Origin of the sequence: Leifsonia sp. 2MCAF36, from assembly GCF_052115525.1 — a bacterium.
Lineage (GTDB): Bacteria > Actinomycetota > Actinomycetes > Actinomycetales > Microbacteriaceae > Leifsonia.
This window is the reverse complement of the sequence record NZ_JBFRGV010000007.1, coordinates 168,655-187,247: the sequence shown is the minus strand read 5'-3', so window position 1 is coordinate 187,247 and position 18,593 is coordinate 168,655. Positions and strand designations below refer to the sequence as shown.

Annotated in this window: 15 protein-coding genes and 2 pseudogenes; 5 read left to right on the top strand and 12 right to left on the bottom strand. The window is 68.9% G+C overall.

Annotated features, from left to right (window positions below; genetic code table 11):
• Positions 1–142: pseudogene (locus AB4079_RS12990) on the top strand (IS30 family transposase); the annotation flags it as partial.
• 300 nt (positions 143–442) lie between these two features.
• Here the strand turns inward: AB4079_RS12990 and AB4079_RS12985 are convergent.
• From AB4079_RS12985 to AB4079_RS12960, 6 genes are read right to left on the bottom strand one after another with little or no spacing between them, the layout of a single operon-like run.
• The gene (locus AB4079_RS12985) at positions 443–1,306 is read right to left on the bottom strand and encodes a phytanoyl-CoA dioxygenase family protein (RefSeq protein WP_441787718.1); all 864 of its coding nucleotides are present in this window, start codon (positions 1,304–1,306) and stop codon (positions 443–445) included.
• Entirely contained in the window at positions 1,303–2,229 is a 927-nt protein-coding gene (locus AB4079_RS12980; protein ID WP_441787717.1) for a glycoside hydrolase family 43 protein, read from the bottom strand. Before AB4079_RS12980 ends, AB4079_RS12985 begins: the two co-directional genes overlap by 4 nt.
• The gene (locus AB4079_RS12975) at positions 2,226–3,200 is read right to left on the bottom strand and encodes a glycoside hydrolase family 43 protein (RefSeq protein WP_441787716.1); all 975 of its coding nucleotides are present in this window, start codon (positions 3,198–3,200) and stop codon (positions 2,226–2,228) included. Before AB4079_RS12975 ends, AB4079_RS12980 begins: the two co-directional genes overlap by 4 nt.
• Positions 3,197–4,087, bottom strand: a complete 891-nt coding sequence (locus AB4079_RS12970) for a carbohydrate ABC transporter permease (protein ID WP_441787715.1) — start codon at positions 4,085–4,087, stop codon at positions 3,197–3,199. The genes AB4079_RS12975 and AB4079_RS12970 overlap by 4 nt, the downstream gene beginning before the upstream one ends.
• Positions 4,084–5,067: a carbohydrate ABC transporter permease gene (locus AB4079_RS12965; protein ID WP_441787714.1), complete on the bottom strand. Its 984-nt coding sequence runs from the start codon at positions 5,065–5,067 to the stop codon at positions 4,084–4,086. The genes AB4079_RS12970 and AB4079_RS12965 overlap by 4 nt, the downstream gene beginning before the upstream one ends.
• Positions 5,060–6,370, bottom strand: a complete 1,311-nt coding sequence (locus AB4079_RS12960; RefSeq protein WP_441787713.1) for an ABC transporter substrate-binding protein — start codon at positions 6,368–6,370, stop codon at positions 5,060–5,062. The genes AB4079_RS12965 and AB4079_RS12960 overlap by 8 nt, the downstream gene beginning before the upstream one ends.
• Before the next feature lie 231 nt (positions 6,371–6,601).
• On the opposite strand from AB4079_RS12960, the gene AB4079_RS12955 reads away from it, so the two are divergent.
• Both AB4079_RS12955 and AB4079_RS12950 read left to right on the top strand, forming a co-directional pair.
• Positions 6,602–7,591 (top strand): LacI family DNA-binding transcriptional regulator, encoded by a 990-nt coding sequence (locus tag AB4079_RS12955; protein ID WP_441787712.1) that lies wholly within the window; start codon positions 6,602–6,604, stop codon positions 7,589–7,591.
• A gap of 60 nt (positions 7,592–7,651) precedes the next feature.
• On the top strand, positions 7,652–9,439 hold the full coding sequence (locus tag AB4079_RS12950) for a glycoside hydrolase family 2 protein (RefSeq protein ID WP_441787711.1): 1,788 nt from the start codon (positions 7,652–7,654) through the stop codon (positions 9,437–9,439).
• Here the strand turns inward: AB4079_RS12950 and AB4079_RS12945 are convergent.
• Positions 9,436–10,221, bottom strand: a complete 786-nt coding sequence (locus AB4079_RS12945; RefSeq protein WP_441787710.1) for a GNAT family N-acetyltransferase — start codon at positions 10,219–10,221, stop codon at positions 9,436–9,438. The two genes, AB4079_RS12950 and AB4079_RS12945, sit on opposite strands and share 4 nt — an antisense overlap.
• Positions 10,222–10,258: 37 nt before the next feature.
• Here AB4079_RS12945 and AB4079_RS12940 point away from each other — a divergent pair, with 37 nt between their 5' ends.
• Positions 10,259–10,573, top strand: a complete 315-nt coding sequence (locus tag AB4079_RS12940; RefSeq protein ID WP_441787709.1) for a hypothetical protein — start codon at positions 10,259–10,261, stop codon at positions 10,571–10,573.
• Positions 10,574–10,886: 313 nt separating this feature from the next.
• Here AB4079_RS12940 and galU read toward each other — a convergent pair.
• The 4 genes and pseudogenes from galU to AB4079_RS12920 form a co-directional block, all read right to left on the bottom strand.
• Positions 10,887–11,771: pseudogene (gene galU / locus AB4079_RS12935) on the bottom strand (UTP--glucose-1-phosphate uridylyltransferase GalU); the annotation flags it as partial.
• A gap of 105 nt (positions 11,772–11,876) precedes the next feature.
• Entirely contained in the window at positions 11,877–13,277 is a 1,401-nt protein-coding gene (locus tag AB4079_RS12930) for a UDP-glucose dehydrogenase family protein (protein WP_441787708.1), read from the bottom strand.
• Positions 13,278–13,299: 22 nt separating this feature from the next.
• A complete protein-coding gene (locus AB4079_RS12925; protein ID WP_441787707.1) occupies positions 13,300–14,787 on the bottom strand; it encodes a glycoside hydrolase family 26 protein in 1,488 nt (495 codons plus the stop codon).
• A complete protein-coding gene (locus tag AB4079_RS12920; RefSeq protein ID WP_441787706.1) occupies positions 14,780–16,306 on the bottom strand; it encodes a glycosyltransferase family 2 protein in 1,527 nt (508 codons plus the stop codon). The genes AB4079_RS12925 and AB4079_RS12920 overlap by 8 nt, the downstream gene beginning before the upstream one ends.
• Positions 16,307–16,777: 471 nt before the next feature.
• On the opposite strand from AB4079_RS12920, the gene AB4079_RS12915 reads away from it, so the two are divergent.
• Positions 16,778–17,368 carry a nitroreductase family protein gene (locus tag AB4079_RS12915; RefSeq protein ID WP_441787705.1) on the top strand — a complete coding sequence of 197 codons (591 nt, stop codon included), beginning with the start codon at positions 16,778–16,780 and terminating at the stop codon, positions 17,366–17,368.
• Between the two features lie 102 nt (positions 17,369–17,470).
• Here the strand turns inward: AB4079_RS12915 and AB4079_RS12910 are convergent, their stop codons facing one another.
• Entirely contained in the window at positions 17,471–18,535 is a 1,065-nt protein-coding gene (locus AB4079_RS12910) for a zinc-dependent alcohol dehydrogenase family protein (RefSeq protein WP_441787704.1), read from the bottom strand.
• Positions 18,536–18,593 lie beyond the last annotated feature (58 nt).

The following is an 18,593-nucleotide window of genomic DNA, read 5'->3' as shown; positions in this document are numbered from 1 at the left end:
CACCAACTTCAACACGATCACCGACACCGACCTCGCCGAAACCCAACGGTTGCTCAACATCCGACCCCGGCAGACCTTGAACTTCCACACCCCAGCGGAGAAACTCGACGAGTACCTACGCGGTGTTGCACTCACCGCCTGAAACCGCCTGCCGAGTGGTGACTTGATGTCGCAACTGGACGATGGGAAGGCACCAGCCGGGCACATGGCCCTCAGATTGGGGGCGGGCCGGGGTACAAAATTGTCCTCCATTCGACCCACACGAACGGGACTTTTCGTGTAGTCTTCAAGAGCGCCGGAAGAACCCGAATATCCTCCGGAGTAACCCCGAACGTATGCCGGGCCGTGAGACAAAATCCTAGTCGTCTCACAGCCCGGCATCGTGGGTTAACAGCGAACGTGCAGCACGGCGAACGTGCAGCACAGGAAGTCCGCAGGCCCGTTAGGCGTCGCCCATCATCAGTCCCTCGATCGTGTGCTTCTGCGTGATCGGCGTCAGCTCGTCGACGACGGGGCAGACCAGGTGCCGGCGCACGCGCTCCGGCAGGGAGTCGTAGAAATCGTGGGTCACCGCCATGTCGTGGTGCTCCGCGTTGCCCGCGCCGGGCGCATCCACACCGAGCACCAGCACCGGCCGCGAGAGCTCGGACGTGTTCTGCGTGCCGCGGTGCAGCGTCAGGGCTGAGCGGGCGGAGATGTCGCCGCGCTGGGGGTACTTGCGGACCGCGCGCTCCAGGAAGCGCGGATACAGCTCCTTCACCGGGAACATCTCGTGCTCGAAGCCTTCCGGCAGGTCCCACTGGGTGCCCGGCGCGATCTCGAACGGGCCCATGTCCTCGGTGGTGTCGACCGCCGTCAGGTTGAAGGCGAGCGAGGTGAGCCGGCCGGTGTCCTTCGTCTCGTCGGGCATCGGGAAGTCGCGATGCCACGGTTGGTCCTTGGCGCCAGGGCCGGGAACGTCGAAGCCGAGCTCGATGATCTGGTAGTCGGGCCCGAGGACGGCCTCGCAGACGCCGCGCACCCACGGGTGGTCCACCAGGTCGAGCCAGCCGCGCATCTGCTCCGGGTGGATCTCGACGTAGTAGCGTTTGGTGCCGCGTCCGACCGCGCCGCCCTCGCGCTGTAGGGCGTCGTCGAAGGCGACCTCGATATCCTCCCGCAAGCGATCGGCCCACTGGGCGCTGAACGCGCCCTTCTTGCCGGTGATGCCGTCGGTGTAGAGCGCCTCCACCGCCTCCCGGAGCTCCGGGTCGAGGCCGGTGGTGTCCGGCTGCGCCGGTGTGACGCGGGGAACGTCGTCGTTCATGGGGATTCCTCTCGGTGGTGGTCGATCTGCAGAGCGCCGAGGTGCAGCTGCCGTGTCGTCTCCTCCTGATTCCAGGAGTGGAACGCGATGATGTCGGTGCCGTCGGGCGCCACCGTCAGTGAGTTGTGTCCGGGACCACGCAGCCCGCCCCCGCTTCGGAGGAGGGGAGGCTGATCGATGTGCGACCACGGGCCGAGCGGATGCGCCGCGACGGCAACGCCGACCGCGTAGCCGGGGCCGGTCCACGCGCCGCCCGAGTAGGTCAGCCAATAGCGGTCACCGCGCCGCACCACCGCCGGCCCCTCGAGCGTGTGCCAGTCGAAGCGGCGACCGTGGATGGGACGGTCGCGCTCGTAGAGCTGCCAGTCGGCGTTCGGCGCGAGGACCGGAACCGCCGGGCCCGCCAAGGATGCCATCCCCTGGTCGAGCGGAGCGACCGCCAGGTGGGTGCCGGGGCGCTCGTGCTCCAGCACGTCGTGCGCGAAGAACAGGTACCAGCGGCCGTCGTCGTCGCGGAACGGATGCGCGTCGATGGCGAAGACCTCGTCGGGCGTCAGGTCGATGCCCAGGTCGTGGAACGGGCCGGTCGCGGAATCCGCACGGGCCACCCGGAGGTGGTGCCCCTCGATGCCGCGTCCGACGGAGTAGTACATCCAGAACGCGCCACCCGCCTCGGCGACCTCGGGCGCCCAGTAGTCCTCGCCGAAGCGGTCGGGGAGGCGCTCCAGCACAGCGCCGGCGCTCCCCCAGCGCTCGAGGTCGGGCGACACCAGTGCCTCGAACACTCGGTCGCCCTCCTGGCCTGGGTGGGTGCCGTAGGCGACATAGCCGCCTCCCGCGAGGCGCAGCACGAACGGGTCGGCGAAGTAGCCGCCCCACACCGGGCCCCAGTGCCGGGGCACGCGCAGCGCGACTCCGGTCACGGCGACAGCTCGGGCAGACCGTCGTGCCAGGCCACCGGCACGGCGTGCATGCCACGGTAGGCGAACGCTTCGTCCCAGGAGTGGAAGAGCATCCAGTCCGTGCCATGGAAGGTGATCAGGTCCTCTCCTCCCGGGCCCAGATAGCGGCCCTTCGAGCCGGCGGTCGACAGCAGGGGTTCCTTGGACTTCGTATAAGGCCCGAGCAGGCTCTTCGCCGTCGCAGCGCCGGTCACGTATGAGGAGTTGCCGTAGTCGTTCGCCGAGTAGAGGAGCACGTACTCCTCGTCGTGGCGGACGATGACGGGCGCTTCGACGAGCTTGCCCTCCCAGGACTCGGTCTGCTTGATCAGCCGGGTGGGAGGGCCGGCCAGCGACGCTCCGTCGGCGGACAGCGGCTGCGCGGCGATCCAGGTGTCGTAGCCGCAGCAGTTGCCGTCGTTCTTCCACACCAGGTACCGCTGGCCGTCCGCATCTGCGGTGACGCTCGCATCGATGGCACCGCCTTCGTCGACCGGGCAGACCAAGGGCTTGTCCGACGTCGAGCTGAACGGTCCCTCGGGCTTGTCGGCGAAGGCGACGCCGATGCACTGGTACCTGCTGGCGGCGTCCGATGCCGTGAAGTACAGCGCGAACCGGCCGTCCGCCAACTCCGCCGGACCGGGCGCCCAGGTCTTCCCGGGCAGTGCCCAGGACGGCAGCTCGGGCAGTGCATCCTGGTCGCTCACCTTCCAGGTCTTCATGTCGCCGCTGGTCGCGACCTGCACATTCACCCCCGGCCGGTTGGTCGCGTACGCGTAGACGGTGTCACCGACCACGAGCGCCCCGGGGTCGGGGAAGTCGCTGTCGATCTGGAAGGGGGCGACCTTCGGCGACGACCCGGCCGTGGGATGCGTCCCCGCCGAGCAGCCCACGAGGCCGGCGGCGAGCCCGATCGCCGCGCCGGTCGCCAGGGCTGCCCGGCGGCCCGTCATCCCTTGACCCCGCTGGTGGCGACGCTCTCCACGATCTGCTTCTGCGCGAAGAAGAAGAGGATGAGCACCGGCACCGACGCGATCACGGCGCCCGCCATCACGATGGCGTAGTGCGTCGAGTACGCGCCCTGCAGTTGCGACAGCCCAGGCTGCAGCGTGAGGTTCTCGGGGCTCAGCAGCACGTACACCGGCCACAGGAAGTCGTTCCAGTTCGCCAGGAAGCTCAGCACCGCAAGCGTCGCCAGCGCGGGGCGGGCGAGCGGGAGCACGATCTGCAGGAAGATCCGGACATCCCCGGCTCCGTCGATCCGCGCCGCCTCCTCGATCTCCGCCGGCAGACCGACGAAGAACTGACGGAGGAAGAAGACCCCGAAGGCGCTCGCGGCGCCGGGGATGGTGATGGCCCAGAGCGTGTCCAGCCAGCCGAGGTTCTGCACGATCAGGTAGTTCGGGATCAGGAAGATGACCGGCGGAACCAGGAGAGTGGAGATGATCAGCCCGAAGACGATCCGCTTGCCCCAGAACTCGAGCCGCGCCAGCGCGTACGCCGCCATCGACGCGGTGACCAGGATCAGCACCGTCTGCAGCGCCGCCGCCGCCAGGCTGTTGAGGAACCAGCGGAACACTGGCTGCTGCCCGCTCGACAGCGTCGTGTAGGCCTCGGTCGAGAACGGGTTCGGGAAAGCCGAGTACGGGTTGCTGATGGCGTCGCTGTCGGTCTTGAACGACGTGAGCAGGATCCACGCCAGCGGCAGGATGACAGCCAGCGCCAGGACGATCAGGACGGCGTAGAGCATCGTCTTCCGGAGCGCGGCCTGCGGCGTCTGCTTACGACGGGTGCGAACGGTCTTGGTGGTCGCGGTCTTCTCGGGTGCAGTCGTCGTCATGAGGCGCTCTTCTCTGCGCGCTCCCGCTGGAGGCGGAAGTTGATGATGCTGATGACCGCGAGGAACGCGAAGAGCACGTAGCTCATCGCCGCCGCTGCGGCCAGGTTGTTCTGCGACAGACCCTGGTCGGCGATGTACATGATCGCCGTGCGGGTCGTGTTGCCCGGGCCGCCCTTGGTGATCAGGAACGCCTGACCGAACATGTTGGCGCTCGCCAGGATGGTGATCGTGAAGACGAAGGTCATGACCTGGCGGAGACCCGGCAGCGTCACGTTGGTGAATTGCCGCCACGCGCCCGCGCCGTCCAGGGCGGCTGCCTCGTAGAGGTCCGCGCTGATGCTTTTCAGCCCGGCCAGGATGATGACCGTGTTGAAGCCCATCGTCCACCAGACGGTGACGCCGGCCAGAGTGACCCAGACCCACGGAACGTCGACGGTCCAGGGCAGGTTGCTGGGCAGGCCGATCATCCCGAGCAGGTGGTTGATGATGCCGGCCTGGGTGTCGAGGAGGTACTTCCAGATCACGCTGATGACGGCGACGCCGAGCACGTACGGGGCGAAGAAGACGCCGCGGAAGAACGATCCGGCACGGATCCTCTGGTTCAGGAGCACCGCGATGAACAGGGGAATGACGATCAGGAACGGGACACTCGCCAGCGTGAAGATGCCGGTCGCGGCCATCGACTGCCAGAAGTCGCCGGAGGTGGCGGAGCCGGGCGTGAACAGGTCGATGTAGTTCTGCAGCCCGATGAACTTCTGGGTGGCCCGGAACGGGCTCCAGTTCGTGAGGCTGATCCACAGGCCGAAGACGGCGGGGGCCAGCACGAACACGATGAACAGCACCAGGAACGGCGCCAGGAACAGGTAGGCGACGCCGGTGCGGCGCGGGGCGCCCGGCCGTCTGCCGGCTTTCCTGCCGGAACGGGATGGGCGTGGCGCCCCGGTCTCCCGGGGCGCCACGATCGAAGCAGTGTCAGCCACTGTACTTCGCCTTGTTCTGCTTCAGCAGCGTGTCGGCCTTCGCGGCTGCGTCGTCCAACGCCTGCTTCGCGTCCTTCTTGCCGGTGATGGCCTCGTTCACCGCGACGGTGATGGTGGCCTCCACCGTGGTGATACCGGGAGCGATCGGCTCATAATGCGCGTAGGGCAGCTCGTCGAGGAACGGCTTCAGGTGCGGGTAGGTCTGCACCAGCTTCGGGTCGTTGCGAACCGAGTTCTTGGCGGGGAGCTCACCGGTCTGCGGCCAGTCGGCCGAGTTGTCGTTCATCCACTTCACGAACGTGGCGGCAGCGGACGTCTTGTTCTTGTCCTGGCCCTTGTTGTTCATGAACATCCAGTGGGTGGAACTGGACCAGACGGCCTTCTGGTCACCGATCTGCGGAACGGCGGTCGCCTGCCAGTCGACCTTCTGAAGCGGCTCGTTCGTGGTCTGCCAGACGCCGTTCCAGTTGAAGGCGTTCTTTCCGGAGATGAGGGCGTTGATGTTGCCGTCCTGCGCCACGTTGGCCGGGCTGTAGCCCTTCTTGATCAGGTCCGTCATCCAGGTCAGCGCCTTGACGCCGGCGTCGGAGTTGAAGGTCGCCTTGCTGACGTCCTTGTTGAACAGGTCGCCGCCGTACTGCCACAGCAGGCTCTCGAACTCGAACGTTCCGGTGAACACGTAGCCGTCGACCCATTCACCCTGGACGCCCGCAGCCTTGAGCTTGTCGAGCGCGGCCAGGTACGACGTCTTGTCCGTCGGGATGCTGTTGGGGTCGACGCCCGCCGACTGCAGCACAGACTTGTTCACGTACAGGCCCAGCGGCGTGATGCTCCACGGCACGGCGTACTGCTTCCCGTTGTACTTGCCCGCGTCGAGCAGCCCCTCCGGGAAGTCGCCGGCCTTGTAGCCGAGCGCCTTCACGATGCTTCCCGCGTCGAGGACCAGGCCCTGCGCTGCGTAGGTGGCGATGTCGTCGCCGTGACCCACCGCGACGTCCGGACCCTTGCCGGCCTTCACGGCGAGCGGCATCTTGCGTGCGACGTCCGCCCACTCCATCGGGACGTCCTTGACGACGATGTTCTTGTGCTCGGCGTTGAACTTGTCGATCAGCTTCGGCACCAGCACGGGGGCTGCGCCGCCCGTCCAGCCGTTCCAGAAGCTGATGGTGACCTTCGGCCCGGTGTAGTTGGCGGAGGAGACGTCTCCTCCCCCTGATCCGGAGCTTCCGCAGGCCGTCAAGGCGAGCCCGAGGCCCGCCGTGACCGCCAAGGCGATCGCGCGTGCGGCGAATCGCTTCTTCATGTGATCTCTCCCTTGAGTGAGCCGTTCACGCGATGCCTTTCGCTGCTACGAATGCGTGAGCGGTGCTGCTGGTGCCGGTACACTCGGCATGTTCGGCGAATTTACAGCGCTGAACAGACGGTGTCAACCCGGTGTGTGCACGCGATGGCCGCAGTAGAGTGTCTCCGCGGGAAACCGCTTCGTGACGTTCGTGACGCGAGAGGATGCGCGATGGCGGTCAGACTTCAGGACGTGGCTGAGCACGCCGGCGTCTCCATGAAGACCGTGTCCAACGTTGTCCGCAATTACGCCCACGTCAGCCCGCAGATGCGCGAGAAGGTGCAGCGGGCGATCGACGAGCTGGGCTACCGGCCCAACGTCATGGGGCGTCGCCTGGCAACCGGGCGGACGGGGCTCCTTGCTCTGGCGTTCGCCGATGTGACGCTGCCGTACTTCGCCGAGCTGGCGCGTGTCGTCGCGGACGAGGCGGAGCGCCGCGGCTACCGGGTGCTTCTGGAGCAGACCGAGGGCACGATCGAGGGCGAGCGCGCCGTGGTCTCCGCGGGAGAGTCGGGGCTGGTCGACGGCATGATCTTCCAGCCGAGCGTCATGAACTCCTCCGAGCTCGCGCAGACGCGCACCGACATCCCCCTGGTGGTCCTGGGCGAGAACGCGGCGCCGCTCACCGTCGACCGCATCATGATCGACAACGTGGTCGCCGCGCGCGTCGCCACCGAGCACCTGATCGCGCAGGGTCGCAGGCGCATCGCCTTCGCCGGCCACGAGAGCTCCCGGCCGACACGCACCTCGAAGCTCCGCATCACCGGGTACCAGCAGGCACTGGAGGACGCGGGACTGACCCCCGAGCCGGACCTGCTCATCGCGAGCGTCGCGGTCTCCGCCGGCAACGCCGTGCGCGCCGTCGGAGCGGCACTCGACTCCGGACTGCGCTTCGACGGCCTGGTCTGCCGCGACGACCTGGCGGCGATCGGCGCCCTCCGCGCCCTCCAGGAGCGTGGACTGCACGTGCCGGACGACGTCGCCGTGACGGGATGGGACAACACGCCCATGACGGCGGTCACCTATCCGTCGCTGACCACGATCGCGCCGGACATGCGCGGCCTGGCCTCGCGGGCCGTGGAGATGCTCCTGGAGCGCATCGCCGGCTTCGATGGCATGGGCCGTCACGAGTTGGCGCCGTTCTCCCTCGTCACGCGGGAGAGCGCACCCGCGCTCGGCTGACCACGCCGACTGTCGGATTTCCGACTTTACAGCGCTGCATGGATCAGGCATGCTGTTGGGATGCTCACCGAGGAACGCCGCGTCGTACCGGCCACCGCACAAGACGGCCGCTACCCGCGGCCGCAGCTCGTCCGGGCCGACTGGCTCGACCTGTCCGGACCGTGGACCTTCGCGTTCGACGACGACGACCGCGGCCGCCGGGAGCACTGGGAGTCGACCGGGTCGCTGCCCGGTGTCATCCAGGTCCCGTACCCCTTCGAGTCGGACGCCTCCGGCGTCGCCGACACCGGCTTCCACAGCGTCGTCTGGTACCAGCGAACCGTGCTGCGGGACGACGTCCCGGCCGGTGAACGTCTCCTGCTCAACTTCGGCGCCGTCGACCACGCCTGCGAGGTCTGGGTGGATGGGCGCTCGGCCGGCCGGCACGAGGGCGGCTCGACGCCGTTCAGCTTCGACATCACCGACCTCGTCGGCGACGGCGACTTCTCCATCACCGTCCGGGCGGAGGACGACCCGGCCGACGTCGCTCAACCCCGCGGCAAGCAGGACTGGCGGCACCACCCGCACTCGATCTGGTACCACCGCACCACCGGCATCTGGCAGCCCGTGTGGCTGGAGGCCGCCCCGGATGTCCGCATCGAGCAGCTGCACTGGCTCACCGACATCCCGGCGGGCGAGGTCACCGCGCAGCTGTGCCTGAGCCGGACGGCGCCGGCGGGGACGACCGTGCGCATCGAGATCGCGCTCGGCGCTGAGTCCCTGGCGAGCGTGGAGACGAGTGCCGCCGGCCGCGAGGTCGTGGTGCCGTTCCGCATCCACCGCCAAAGCAACGGGCAGGCCTACGAGGAGCTGCTGTGGTCGCCTGCGCACCCGACGCTCCTGGACGCGACCGTCCGGCTGCAGGTGCCGGACGCGGCGACAGATGTCGTGTCTTCCTACTTCGGGCTGCGGTCCGCGGCTATCGAGGGTGGCCGGTTCCTGCTGAACGACCGGCCCTTCTACGTGCGCTCCGTCCTCAACCAGGGCTACTGGCCGCAATCGCACTCCGCCGCGCCGAGCGCCGATGCGCTGCGCGCCGAGGCCCAGCTCATCCTCGACCTGGGGTTCAACGCCACGCGGCTGCACCAGAAGTACGAGGACCCGCGCTTCCTGTTCTGGGCGGACAAACTCGGCCTGCTGGTCTGGGGTGAGGCGCCGGCCGCCTACGCGTTCACGCCGGAGGCCGTGCGCCGCAGCATCGCCGAGTGGTCGGCGATCCTCGACCGCGACCGGTCGCATCCCTCGATCGTCACCTGGGTGCCGCTCAACGAGAGCTGGGGGGTCCAGCACCTCGCCCACGACCAGCGGATGGTGTCGTACGCGAAGGCGCTGGTGCACCTGACGAAGACCGGCGACCCGACCCGTCCGGTGATCTCGAACGACGGCTGGGAGCACGCGGCCTCCGACATCCTGTCCATCCACGACTACGACCACGACCCGGCGCGCGTCGCCGAGCGCTACGCGACGCGGGAGGGCATCCTCGGGGCGGAGTTCACGTTCCCCGGACGACGCCTCATCGTCGACGCCGAGCAGCGGACGGACGTGCCCATCATGCTGACCGAGTTCGGCGGCGTCTCGTACACCGAGAACGGTCCGGCGGACGCCTGGGGCTACTCCACGGCCACCAGCACGGACGACCTGGTGGACCGGCTGCGTGCCCTGGTCGGCGCGGTTCGCGAGGCGGCGCCGCTGGCCGGCTACTGCTACACGCAGCTGGCCGACACCGGCCAGGAGACCAACGGGCTCGTCTTCGAAGACCGCCGCCCCAAGGCTCCGATCGAGGAGTTGCGCGCGATTTTCGGCGGCTAGGTCGTCGAAGCGCTCCAGTAGGAGTAGCCGGAGGCCCAACGGAAGCCGAGCGATGCGTAGAGCGCGTGGGCCGCGGCGTTGTCCGCGAGAACCTGCAGCCAGAGCCTGCGGACGCCGCGGTCTGCGGTCGCGCTCGCCAGTTCCCCGGCGAGCGCGCGGGCGAGCCCGCGCCGCCGAGCAGTGGAACGCGTCGCCACGGCGTACAGGCCGCCCCACTCGTCCACGAGCGCGAGTCGTGCGACGGCGTCGGGCGCGGACGGGTCGCCGACCGAGGCGTAGAGCGCTGGGCCACCGGTGAGGATGCGCTCGGCGATGTCGCGCTCGGCGTCGCCTCCCCGGCCGTCGACGGACCACCAGGTGGTGAGCCAGGCGTCGTCTGGGTTGTCGGAGAGCCGCACCCGCGCATCCGCTGGGCCGCTGCCGAAGACCGCCGCCGTCGCTGAGGCCGCGGCCGCCGCTGCCGTCTCGGCGCGGTCGGCCACGAGGATGTCGGTGTGCGAGTGCTGCCGGTATCCGCGGCGGGAGAGCGCCTCGGGCAGGGCCGCCGGTGAGGCCGGGCTGAGCTGGAAGACCGCGGGCAACGAGCGGTCGGCGTACCAGCGCTCCGCCCGCTCGATCGCCGCGAGCGTGTCCGGCACCGCGCCAGCGGTGAGTACGGAATTGGCGCGGTTCGTGACTCCGCCGGATGCCCGAAGCACCCAGCCGTCCAGCTCCTCTCGCTCGAGCGCCGGCCAACCGCGATCGGCCAACAGATCGAGGGTGAGAGCATCGGCGGCAGGCATCTGTCGACGCTAACGCAGACGGCGTACCGTTCGTGCCATGACCGACACCCGAGCAGCCACCACGGATGTGTTTCCCGACGCGGAGGTCGCGGGCCTCAGTGCGAAGACCGTCGCCCACGTCATCCACTACCGCCGGAAGACCTACGTGACCCGGCCAGCCGAGGGCTACGCGCTCCTCAAGAGGGTGCGGACGCTGCTGCGCGACGGGACGACCGACCTCGTGCCGCTGGTCCACCGGGACGGCTTCGTCTGGCTCACGGTCGGCCCCGGCATCCCGATCGCGATCGACGAGATCGAGACGGACGCCGGCCACAGCGAGAAACACACGCTGAAACGGCTCGGGCTCGACTGACCGGACGCGTCGGAGATTCGGTCTCGAAACTCCGACGGACCGCGGTCGGGCGGAGAATTCGGCGGGAAGTCGTGCGAATCTCCGACCGAAGCGGCTGGATCTCCGACGATGCAGGACGCGACTCCCGCGCCGGCCAGGCTCAGCCGGCCGCGGCGGTGACCAGCTCGAGCGCGGGCGACGCGGTCTCCGGGTCGTCAGCCGCGGAGTCGTCAGCCGCTGGGTCGTCAATCACCGGGTCTGCGGCCGCAACCGCCGGCACCAGTGACGGGAGCACCGGGAACGTCGGAATGGGCGCCGTCTGCGCCGGGCCGGCCGTCGTCACGAATTCCTTCAGCCACGGCAGCAGGTCGGGCCCGAGGTCCGCGCGCGCCACGGCGATCTGCACGATAGCCTTCAGGTAGTCGAGCCGGTCGCCCGTGTCGTAGCGGCGCCCGCGGAAGATCACCCCGTACACGCCTCCGGTCCACGCCGGTGCCGTCGCCAGGCCCTGCAGGGCGTCGGTCAGCTGGATCTCGCCGCCCTTTCCGGGCTCGGTCTTCTCCAGGATGTCGAAGATCTCCGGCCGCAGCACGTAACGCCCGATGACGGCGTAGTTCGACGGGGCGTTCTCGCGGCTGGGCTTCTCGACCAGGCCCGTGATCCGCACCACGTCGTCGTCGTCCGTCTCGACCACCGCGGCGGCGCCGTAAAGGTGGATGGACTCCGGCGGCACCTCCATCAGGGCGACGACGGTCGTGTTCAGCGCGTGCTGCACCTCCAGCATCCGGCTGAGCAGCGGGTCGCGCGCGTCGATGATGTCGTCGCCGAGCAGCACCGCGAAGGGCTCATGCCCGATGTGCATCTTGGCGCGGAGCACGGCGTGGCCGAGGCCTTTCGGGTCGCCCTGCCGCACGTAGTGGACATCCGCGAGCGAGGTGGAGTAGCTCACCGTAAGCAGGCGGTCCATGTCGCCCTTCTTGGTGAGCGCATCCTCTAGTTCTGCATTGCGGTCGAAGTGGTTCTCCAGGGCGTTCTTGTTGCGGCCGGTCACCAGCAGGACATCCTGCAGTCCGGAGGTCACAGCCTCCTCGACGACGTACTGGATGGCCGGCTTGTCGACCACCGGGAGCATCTCTTTGGGCATGGCCTTCGTGGCGGGCAGGAAGCGGGTGCCGAGTCCCGCAGCGGGAATCACGGCCTTAGTGACGTGCTTGCTCATCTTCTTCTTCTCTTCTCCTGAGTTCCGGTTGCCGAGGTGCTCGTAGTGGCTGCCGACACGCCGGTCGATAGCGCATCAACGAGCACCTCGCGCAGTGGGCGCGGGTCAGCGGACGGGGGCGAGCGCGGCGAGGTCGTCGGCGAGCGGGGCGACCTCGGGCACCGTGCCCATGGCGTACACGCTCCAGCCGGCGCGGTTCCACGCCGGGGCGTCCAGGCAGTTGCGGCCATCGATGACCGTCCGTCCGCGGACGATCGCACGGAGGGCGGCAGGGTCGGCGGTCGTGAACTCGTCCCACTCGGTCAGCACGACCGTCAGGTCGGCGCCGGTCAGCGCCTCCTCCATCGAGTCGGCGTAGCCGAGGGTGGGATAGAGCCGCTGGGCGGTCGCGCGGGCCTGGGGATCGTAGACCACGACCTGAGCACCACGGAGGTGCAGGGCGGCCGCCACGTTCAGTGCCGGCGAGTCGCGGACGTCGTCGGTGTGCGGCTTGAACGCAGCGCCGAGCACCCCGATCCTGCGGTTGAGCACCGAACCGCCGAGCGCCTTCAGCGCGAGGTCGATGACCCGCTGACGACGGCCCATGTTGATCTCGTCCACCTGCTGCAGCAGGCCGACCGCGGCGTGCGCGCCCAGCTCGTTCGAGCGGTACATGAGCGCGCGGATGTCCTTCGGCAGGCAGCCGCCGCCGAAGCCGAGGCCGGCGTTGAGGAACTGGCGCCCGATCCGCTTGTCGTGTCCGAGGGCGTCCGCGAGGAGGGAGACGTCCGCTCCGGCGGCGTCGCAGAGTTCGGCGATCGCGTTGATGAAGGAGATCTTGGTGGCCAGGAAGGCGTTGGCGCTGACCTTCACGAGCTCCGCCGTCGGGAGGTCGGCGACGAGCACCGGGCAGCCCTCCGCGATCGGCTTCTGGTAGATGCGGCGGAGGGTGGCCTCCGCCTTCGCGGACGTGCCGCCGAAGACGAGGCGATCCGGCGAGAGTGTGTCGTCCACCGCCTTTCCCTCGCGCAGGAACTCCGGGTTCCAGACCAACTCGACGTCGATCCCCGCGGGGACCGCGTCCGCGATGATCGCCCGCAACCGTGCGCCGGTGCCGACCGGAACGGTCGACTTGCCGACGATGAGGCCGTCGTGCGTGAGGCTCTCGGCGACGCCACGTGCCGCCGCCTCCACATAGGAGAGGTTCGCGGCGAACGAGCCGGACTGCTGCGGAGTTCCGACGCAGATGAAGTGGACATCCGAGACGGCGACGGCCTCCGCGAGGTCGGTGGTGAACGTCAGCCGCCCGGCGGCGACGTTCCGCCGGATCAGCTCAGGGAGTCCGGGCTCGAAGAAGGGCGCGCGTCCCTCCTTCAGCTCCTCCACCTTGCGCGGGTCGGTGTCGACGCCGACGACGTCGAAGCCGAGCTCGGCCATGGCGGCGGCGTGCGTGGCGCCGAGGTACCCGGTGCCGATGACGCTGATCCGCGGGGCGGGCTGGTTCGTGATCTTCTTGGGAGCGGTCATGGTGATCGTCCTTTCTCTGAACTCAGGGAGCGGGTGTGAGGGCGAAGTCGTCCTCAGGTCTGGTGAGGCCGGCGATGAAAGCGGAGAGCGTGTCGGCGCGGGAGTCGATCCGCCAGTCGTTCGTGGCCCGCACCCCCTCGACGTAGCTCGTCACCGCGAGGTTGAACCAGGAGAAGCCGATGATGTCGTCGTTCTCCGGTTTGGCGAGCGCCTGGAAGAAGGAGGTGATCCAGGCGGGCTTGTGGCCATCCGTCTCCGAGGCTCCGACCTCGGCGAGGATGATGGGCTTGCCGGTGATGGACCGGAGTCCGTCGAGACTGGCCTTGAAGGTGTAGTCGAAGCTGAAGTCGTTGTCCGCCTTGAACGGCGGGCGCAGGTAGCCCGACAGCCCGACCCAGTCGACGTAGGCGTCGCCGGGGTAGAGCGAGGCGAGGTATCCGGGGACCTTGTGCGACGCGGGAAGGTTGTTGACGATGTTCGGCGCCCACACCCAGATCGCGAGGCTGTTGGCCCCCTCCTGCTGGAAGATGTCGTGGACGTGCTGCCACATCTTCACGTAGTCGCCCGCGCTGTTGCCGTTGATGGAGTTGCCCTGGCCGTCGGTCTCCGCCCACGGATACCAGACGCCGTTCATCTCGTGGTCGAGGCGGATCGCCAGCGGCAGGCCGGTCGCCACGATGTCCTTGGCGTACTGGTGCAGGTAGGCGTCGAAGTCGCCGCGGATGATGTTGGGAAGCGAGTAGGCCGGAGCGTTCACCGAGTCGTTGCCTGCGTCGATCGGGCGCGACTCCCACGTCATCATCGGCAGGCGCCCCTGCTGCCAGGCGCGGGTGACGGCGTTGGCCCGGAAGGTCTCATCCCAGCCGCTGAAGTAGCCGACCAGGTTGGGCGAGACGCCGACCTTCGCGCTTGTGGCATCGAAGGTGGCCCAGTTGAAGGGCGCCTGCTCGGTGTACATGCCGTAGTAGCGCTTCGCCGGGTTCACCAGGTCGGCGCGGGCGGGTGCCGTGATCGGCTCGACGGAGGAACCGCTCGAGCCGGAACTCGAACCGGTCGTGCCGCCCTTGCCGGTGGTCGTTCCGGAGGCGATCGAACCGGAACCGGCCTTGGCCTGCGCGGCCGATAGCTGCGACTTCACGCTGGAGAGCTGCCCCTCCGCGGCGGCGGCCTGCTGCTGCGCCGTTGCCAGTTGCTTCGCGGCGGCAGCCTGCGCGGCGAGGGACGCCTTCTCGAGGGCGGTGAGCTTGCCCTTCTGGGAGGCGATGGTCTCGGTGGCACGGTCGAGGTTGCGCTTCAGCTCGGCGTTCTGTGCGGCGAACGGAGTGACGACCTGCGCGGCCTGGTCGACAGCCTTGCGGAGCGGCGCACCGGTCGGCGACACCCAGACGTAGGCCGAGATGCCGACGAGGACGGCCGTGAGGACGATGGCCGCGGCGGCGGTCGCCTGCGAGCGCGACTTGGATTCGGACCACCAGGCGGCGGCCCGCGAGGGGGCGGTCTGGTCAGACAAGGAAGAGAGCCTCCAGGGTCAGGATCGCGATTCCGATCAGGTACGGGATGGCGGCCAGCGGGTTCAGGCGGCGCCTCGGGGTCTTCGTGGGTGCTGGTGCCTTGACGGCCGCTCTGACCTGCGCGCGCGTCACCGGCTGGGTCCGCGTGGCCAGAGCAGTGGCCGTGGTCACTCCGCCGACGGAATCGGGAAGCGCGGGCGATGAGGTGTACGCCTCTTCAGCACCCGACGTGTGCAGCGCGATCTCCGCCTCGGAGCTGGTCTCCGCAGGGCCCCCGGCGTAGGCACCTGCGCGGGTGCCCCATCCACTCGCGTGCGCCATCCGGAAGAAGCCGATCAGGCGGATCGGCATGAGGAAGAAGGTCGAGACGATGATGAAGACCGGCAGCCGGAAGAAGTCGCTCGGCTTCTCGCCGAGGTGGCGGATCTGCCGGATCGACATGCTGATCACCGAGGATGCGACCATCAGGGCGACGACGGTGAGGATGCCGCCCCCGATGCCGTAGGTCTTCAGGAAGCCCTCGTAGAAGTTGTACCCGCCGCCGGTGATCGACCGGTACACCCAGCCGCCGATCACGCCGGCGAGCATGAACGGAAGGATGATGTCCATCACGAAGAAGAACGCCAGCAGCGGGGCGTGGCCGAGCATCCAGGGCAGCATCCGCAGCGTGTTGTACTGGCTCCCGCGTGCCCAGCGGAGCTGCTGCTTGTACAGCTTCTTCACCTTCAGCGGGGCGTCGGTGTAGACCAGGCTGGTGTGCTGGTAGACGGTCCGGTAGCCCTCCTTCAGTGTGAGGTTCGTCAGCGTGCGGTCGTCGGAGACCTCGAGGAAGACGCCGAGGAACTTCTCGTTCATGAACTTGTCCATGACCCGCATCAGGATCGAGCGGCGGAAGGCGATCGTCCGGCCCGGCAGGCAGCCGATCTGGCCGACCACACTCTGCGCCGGCATCGAGTAGAGCGCCCGCGAGTTCTCCAGCCAGTCCGCCCACCGGGTGATCCAGCTACGCTCCGGCTCCAGGATGCGCTGCTTCGTCGTGACGCCGCCCACCCGCTCGTCCTCGAACGGCTTGACGAGTTCGGGCAGCGTGCCCTCGGTCCAGATCGTGTCGGAGTCGACCAGCACGGTGATCTCGCCCGTCGACATCCTGGTGCCGATCATCACCGCGTTGCGCTTGCCCGGGATGGGCGTGTGCACCCAGCGCACGAGCGGCGCGAACTCCTCGCACACCTCGGCGAGCTCCGGGTTGGGGGCGCCGTTGATGACGACGATGATCTCGCCCGGCTTCTGCTCGACCATGCGGCCGAGCACGTCGCGGAACAGGTCGAGCGGCTCATCCACCACCGGCACGACGACGCTGGTGGTGCCGTGGAACTCGCCGGTGTACGGGCGGTAGCGGCGCGACATCAGCACCTTGACGATCCAGATGACCCAGATCAGGGCGGAGTAGATGGCGAAGAGGTAGAACTCGGGGTGGCCGCCGAGCATGTGACGGATTTGCAGCAGGAAGATGAACACGGACGGGACCTCTCACAGACGGTGGGGGCGGCATCCGCAGCGCTGGGGATCTGGTCGGTTCGGGTGGTGCCAGTTCTACGGGAGGGTCGTGACGGCCCGCAAGTGGGGGTCGACGGCGGCGTTGCGGCGTGTCGGCGTGTGCCCCATTCGTGGGTGTCCTCGGACATGCGGACACGGTGCTGAGCACCCCGCAGGATCGACGTTCGCGAGGGGAATCGCTGATGGGAGGGTGGATCGCGTCGATCGTGGGCATGCCGGCAACCACGATCCGACACTCCCGGGCGGTGGCTATCTTGTACCCCGGTCGGGTCGCGGTGCGGCCCTCCGTGACGGTGGCGAACTTTTACAGCGGCGACACATCCCGTTCACACAACGGCCCGGGAATACCGCGCGGCTCCATGCGTTTACATGCTTAGCTCGGCAATGGAGCCGCCTCATCCACCCCGCACCGCGTCCACTGAGGAGACCCCGATGACCATGACCGATTTCGCCACGCGAAGCGCCGAAACGTCCGTGCCGCTGCTGCCGGCACTCGCCGAGCGCTGGAGCCCCCGAGCCTTCGACGCCGCCGCCGCCGTGGACGAGGACAAGCTCCGCGCCGCCCTCGAGGCCGCGCGCTGGTCCCCCTCCGCCAACAACTCACAGCCGTGGCGCTTCATCGTCGCCCGCCGCGGCAGCGAGGCCTTCGACACGATCGTCGCCAACCTGGCGGGCTTCAACCAGGTGTGGGCCGGATCCGCTGCGGCGCTCGTCGTCGCCGTGGCCGAGACCATCGACGCGGAGGGCAAGGAGCGCCGCTGGGCCACCTACGACCTCGGCCAGGCGGTCGCCCACATGACCATCCAGGCGCACCACGATGGCCTGCACACCCACCAGATGGGCGGCTTCGACGCCCAGGGGCTCCGCGAGGCTTTCGAGCTCGGCGAGGGTTTCATCCCGGTGTCGATCACGGCCATCGGCGTGCTCGGCGACGCCGACACCCTGCCCTCCCCCCTCCGCGAGCGCGAGGTCGCGCCGCGCACCCGCCGCGCGCTCGAGGACGTCGTCGTCGTCAACGCCTGACGAACCGGCCGATGCAGGCATCGGCGCACACGAACGGGCGCCCGCCCGGGTTGAGATCACTCCCCGGCGGGCGCCCGTTTCCGTGGGCCTTACAGACGCACCTTACGGACGCACCAGCGTCTTGATCGCGCGGCGCTCGTCCATGGCGGCGTAGGCCTCGCCGATCTCGTCGAGCGGCACCTCCAGGTCGAACACCTTGCCCGGCTCGATCGCGCCGGACCAGACATCCTGCAGCAGGTCCTCCACGTAGTTGCGCACCGGTGCGACACCACCGTTGACGCCGATGTTGCTCTGGAACAGCGGGCGCACCGGCAGCTCGGGGCCGCCGTTCGGGACGCCGACGTAGCCGACCATCCCGCCCGGACGCGCGGAACGGATGGCCTGGTCCATCGACTCCTTGGTGCCGACGGCCTCCAGCACGCAGTCGGCGCCGATCCCGTCGAGCAGCTCCTTCACCGCGGCGACGCCGGCGTCACCGCGCTCGGCGACGATGTCGGTCGCGCCGAACTCGCGGGCGAGCGCCTGACGGGTCTCGTGACGCGACATCGCGATGATCCGCGAGGCGCCGAGCCGGGCGGATGCCAGCACCGCGCACAGGCCGACCGCGCCGTCGCCGACGACGACCACGGTGCTCCCCTGCGTCACCCCGGCTGAGACGGCGGCGTGGTGGCCGGTGCCCATCACATCCGACAGCGTCAACAGGCTCGGGATGAGTTCGGCGCGCGGGTACTCCGGCGTCGCCACCAGGGAGCCGTCGGCGTGCGGCACGCGCACCCGCTCGCCCTGGCCACCGTCGGCGAAGCCGCCGATGCGGTCGTCCGACCCCCACCAGCCGCCGTTCAGGCACGACGTGCTGACACCGTTGCGGCAGTTCACGCAGGTCATGTCGCAGTCGTAGAACGGGGCGATGACGAAGTCGCCCGGCTTGATGGTGCGCACCTCGGCGCCGACCTCCTCGACCACGCCGACGAACTCGTGGCCGATCCTGTGCGGTTCCTTCGTGGGGGTGACGCCGCGGTACGGCCACAGGTCGCTGCCGCAGACGCAGGCGGCGACCACGCGCACGACGGCGTCCTGGCCGTTCGAGCCGGGGCCGGTGTAGAGGGTGGGATCGGGGACTTCTTCGAGGCGCACGTCGCGCTCTCCGTGAATGACTGCAGCACGCATGGTTCGAGCCTACGCGCAGGGGGCGGCACCGCTCGCCGGACGCCGCGCTGGCGGACGC

Coding starts and splice junctions, on each gene's coding strand:
- AB4079_RS12975 (WP_441787716.1), bottom strand. CDS start 3,200: ATGACGGGCCGCCGGGCAGCCCTGGCGACCGGCGCGGCGATCGGGCTC.
- AB4079_RS12910 (WP_441787704.1), bottom strand. CDS start 18,535: ATGCGTGCTGCAGTCATTCACGGAGAGCGCGACGTGCGCCTCGAAGAA.
- AB4079_RS12940 (WP_441787709.1), top strand. CDS start 10,259: ATGACCGACACCCGAGCAGCCACCACGGATGTGTTTCCCGACGCGGAG.
- AB4079_RS12960 (WP_441787713.1), bottom strand. CDS start 6,370: ATGAAGAAGCGATTCGCCGCACGCGCGATCGCCTTGGCGGTCACGGCG.
- AB4079_RS12985 (WP_441787718.1), bottom strand. CDS start 1,306: ATGAACGACGACGTTCCCCGCGTCACACCGGCGCAGCCGGACACCACC.
- AB4079_RS12950 (WP_441787711.1), top strand. CDS start 7,652: ATGCTCACCGAGGAACGCCGCGTCGTACCGGCCACCGCACAAGACGGC.
- AB4079_RS12930 (WP_441787708.1), bottom strand. CDS start 13,277: ATGACCGCTCCCAAGAAGATCACGAACCAGCCCGCCCCGCGGATCAGC.
- AB4079_RS12915 (WP_441787705.1), top strand. CDS start 16,778: ATGACCATGACCGATTTCGCCACGCGAAGCGCCGAAACGTCCGTGCCG.
- AB4079_RS12945 (WP_441787710.1), bottom strand. CDS start 10,221: ATGCCTGCCGCCGATGCTCTCACCCTCGATCTGTTGGCCGATCGCGGT.
- AB4079_RS12970 (WP_441787715.1), bottom strand. CDS start 4,087: ATGACGACGACTGCACCCGAGAAGACCGCGACCACCAAGACCGTTCGC.